Here is a 3,840-nt window from a genome sequence, read left to right as displayed (position 1 = left end):
CTGGGCCAGCAAGTTCGGCGTGGTCGGGCTGACGAACTCGTTGGCGGTCGAACTGGGTGGATACGGCATCCGCGTCAACTCGGTGCACCCGTACGGCACCGACACGCCCATGGGCAACGACCCCTCGATGTGGCAGCTCTTCGCCGACAACCAGACCTACATTCACAGCTTCTCCCCCGGCGCGCTGCCCACGGACTCACTGGCCGACCCGAACCTGGTCTCCGACATCGTGTTGTGGCTCGCCAGCGACGCCTCGTCGCTTGTGACGGCCGCGCAAATTCCCGCCGACAAGGGTTACCTGAAGATCTGATAAGAGACGCACAGGCGCCCCGCCGACGACGGGCATAATCGTGTCGTGAAGGCGCCCGGCGCTGCGATGCCGAAAACGCGGGCCGGATCGCTGCGACCCGGCGAGCTGGCGCAGGCATCGGTGATGGGCGCGTTGTGCGCGGCGATCGCCATCATCGCGGTCGTCCTTCCGCATGGCGGAGGGCTGGGCCTGCTCGGCAGCGTGCCGACCGGGCTGCTGGCCTACCGCTACCGGATCCGCGTTCTGATCGCCGCTACGGTCGCCGCCGGTGTGATCGGCTTTCTGGTCGTCGGGCTGAGCGGCCTGGGAGCGATCGCCCTCTGCGCCTATGTCGGTGGGCTGGCCGGAACCGTCAAGCGCCACCGCCGCGGCACACCGACCGTGATCGCGGTGTCGTTCGGCGCGGGTGTCGTCGTCGGCGCCGGCATGGTCGCCGCCTTGACCGTCCTGACCCGCTTCCGGCAGCTCGCCTTCCACGCCGCCAGCGCCACCGTGGACGGTGCCGTGACGGTCGTCTCGCGGGTGGCGCAGTTGCGCGCGCCCGCGCAACAGTTCAAGGCGTTCTTCGCCGAGGCGCTGCACTACTGGCAGTGGCTCGCGCTGGGCTACGCCGTCTTCACCATCGTGGGTGCTTCGCTGGTCGGTTGGTGGGCGCTGTCCCGGGTGCTGGAGCGACTGCGCGGGATCCCCGACGTGCACAAGCTGGACGCGCCGGCCGGCGGCGGCCCGATCCGGCCGGTCCCGGTACGCCTGGAGCGGGTGCGGCTGCGCTACCCGCACGCCGACCACGACGCGCTGCGTGCGATCAGCCTGGACGTGCGGACGGGCGAGCACATCGCGGTCACCGGGGCCAACGGGTCCGGGAAAACCACGCTGATGTTGATCCTGGCCGGGCGCGAACCGACATCGGGCGTCGTCGAGCGCCCGGGGGCGGTGGGGCTCGGTGAGCTCGGCGGCACCGCGGTCATCATGCAGCACCCGGAAAGCCAGGTGCTGGGCACGCGGGTCGCCGACGACGTGGTCTGGGGACTGCCGCCCGGCAAGACCACCGACATCCCCCGGCTCCTCGGCGAGGTCGGCTTGGGCGCGCTGGCGGACCGCGACACGGGCAGTCTGTCCGGCGGGGAGCTGCAGCGCCTGGCGGTGGCCGCGGCCCTGGCGCGCGAGCCGGCGCTGCTGATCGCCGACGAGGTCACCAGCATGGTCGACCGGCAGGGCCGGGAGCAGTTGCTCGCCGTCCTGTCCGGCCTCACCGAACGCCACCAGACCGCCCTGGTGCACATCACACACTACAACGACGAGGCCGAATACGCCGACCGCGCAATCAACCTCGGCGACGCGTCACTCGACGCCGACCTGGTCCGCAGCGCAACCGCGCCGGCTCCGACGGTGCCGAACGGACGGCCCGCCAGTCCGCCGGTGCTCGAACTCGTCCGTGTCGGACACGAATACGCCAGCGGCACGCCCTGGGCTCAGACCGCGCTGCGCGACGTCAGCTTCGCGGTGCACGAGGGCGACGGGCTGTTGATCCACGGCGGCAACGGTTCCGGCAAATCGACCCTGGCCTGGATCATGGCCGGGTTGACCGTGCCGGCCACCGGCGCCTGCCTGCTGGACGGGCGCCCGACCGCCGACCAGGTGGGAGCGGTCGCGATCCAATTCCAAGCGGCCCGGCTGCAATTGATGCGCGGCAGGGTGGACCTGGAAGTGGCCTCGGCGGCCGGGTTTTCGCCCGCCGATAACGCGCGGGTGATTGCGGCGCTGGCGGCCGTCGGCTTGGACGCAGGGCTGGCCAAGCGGCGCATCGACCAGCTCAGCGGCGGCCAGATGCGTCGGGTGGTGCTGGCCGGTCTGCTCGCCCGGTCGCCGCGGGTGTTGATCCTCGACGAGCCGCTGGCGGGACTGGATGCCGCCAGTCAGCGCGGCCTGGTCCAGCTGCTGGCCCAGCGGCGCCGTGACACCGGCCTGACCGTGGTGGTCATCTCGCACGACTTCGCCGGGCTTCAGGAGCTGTGCCCACGCACCTTGCACCTGCGTGACGGTTCGCTGGAACCGTCGCCGGCCGCGGCGCAGCACAATTCGGTGGCCGCCGTCCCACCGGCGCAGCACCCGGCCGGCCGCCGTCGCCCCTTCGTGCTGCTGCGGCCAGTGCCGGGCACCTCCCCCATTCACGACCTGTGGGCCGGGACGAAATTGCTTGTGGCTTTCGGTATTTCGTTGCTGTTGACGTTCTTTCCCGGCTGGGTGGCGATCGGGCTCACCGCCGCCCTGGCGGCCACGGGAATCCGGCTCGCCCGCATCCCGCGGGGCGTGCTGCCGTCCGTGCCGCGCTGGCTGTGGATCGTGCTGGTGATCGTCGGCGCCAACGCGGCATTCGCCGGCGGGAGTCCGTACATCCGGCTGGGATCGGCGTCGCTGGGCCTGGGCGGGCTGCTCGACTTCCTGCGCATCACCGTGCTGTCGGTGGTGTTGCTCGCCCTGGGCGCCCTGGTGTCGTGGACGACCAATGTTGCCCAAATCGCCCCGGCGGTGGCTACTTTGGGCCGCTTCCTGCGGCCGGTGCGGGTCCCGGTCGACGACTGGTCGGTGGCATTGGCGCTCGCGCTGCGCACCTTTCCGATGCTCATCGACGAATTTCGGGTGCTCTTCGCCGCTCGCCGGTTGCGGCCCAAACAACCCCCGCAGACCCGCTGGGCCCGGCTGCGGCGTCCGGCGGCGGACGTGATCGACGTGGTCGTCGCGGTCATCACGGTGACGCTGCGCCGCGCCGACGAGATGGGCGATGCGATCACCGCCCGCGGCGGCACCGGCCAGATCTCGGCCGCCCCGTCGCGCCCGAAACCGGCCGACTGGCTGGCGCTTTCGATCGCGTTGGCGGTGTGCGGGACCGCGGTGGCCGCCGAACTCGCCCTGGTCGCCGGCCACTGACGCTTTCAGAACCTCGCCAATGCCGGCACGTCCGCCAACGCGCAATCCGGGATGTCTTCGGCCGCGCGCAGCAGGAAGTTGAGCTTTGCGATGCGCTCGCCCGAGCGCGGTGCGCCGTTCTTTTGAAACGGTGCCGCCAGGCCCACCGCCAGATCCATCACGACATCGTCGATGACGCCACCCGAGCGGCCCGAGGGAATCGCCAAAACGGCGTTGCGCGTGGCGTATTCGAAGCAGTCGAGCGCCTCGGCGATGGTTCCGACCTGGTTGGGCTTCAGCACGAAACCGTCCACGGCGGACGATTCGACCGCCCGCTGCAGGCGGGCGCGGTTGGTGACGATCAGGTCGTCGCCCAGGATGATCGAACGGTTCACCGTCTGCACCGCTTTGGCGAACCCCGCCCAGTCGTCGCCGTCCAGCAGGTCCTCGATGAACAACATCGGAAACTCCTGGGACAGTGCGCGGGCGAAGTCGATCAGCTCCTCCGCGGTCACCCGCTCACCGTTGAATGCGTATGTGGCAGAGTCGCTGTCGTACACCTCGCTGGACGCGCAGTCCAGCGCGAACGCCATGAGGTCGGCGCAGCCGGCGCGCTCGACGGC

At 70.6% G+C, this 3,840-nt stretch carries 3 protein-coding genes; 2 read left to right on the top strand and 1 reads right to left on the bottom strand.

Translation table 11 applies throughout. From position 1 onward, the window contains the following. Positions 1-310: SDR family oxidoreductase (locus A9W96_RS11490; protein WP_156765200.1), on the top strand; the 310-nt coding region annotated here is incomplete at its 5' end. A 45-nt stretch (positions 311-355) separates the two neighbouring features. After that, positions 356-3,238 carry an ATP-binding cassette domain-containing protein gene (locus tag A9W96_RS11485; protein WP_067139869.1) on the top strand — a complete coding sequence of 961 codons (2,883 nt, stop codon included), beginning with the start codon at positions 356-358 and terminating at the stop codon, positions 3,236-3,238. A 5-nt stretch (positions 3,239-3,243) separates the two neighbouring features. Here the strand turns inward: A9W96_RS11485 and A9W96_RS11480 are convergent. After that, positions 3,244-3,840 (bottom strand): enolase C-terminal domain-like protein (locus A9W96_RS11480; protein ID WP_304441732.1); only part of this gene is annotated, 597 nt, incomplete at its 5' end.

It is taken from the genome of Mycobacterium sp. 1245852.3 (assembly GCF_001669335.1).
GTDB lineage: Bacteria > Actinomycetota > Actinomycetes > Mycobacteriales > Mycobacteriaceae > Mycobacterium > Mycobacterium europaeum_A.
This window is presented reverse-complemented; position numbering and strand designations above follow the sequence as displayed.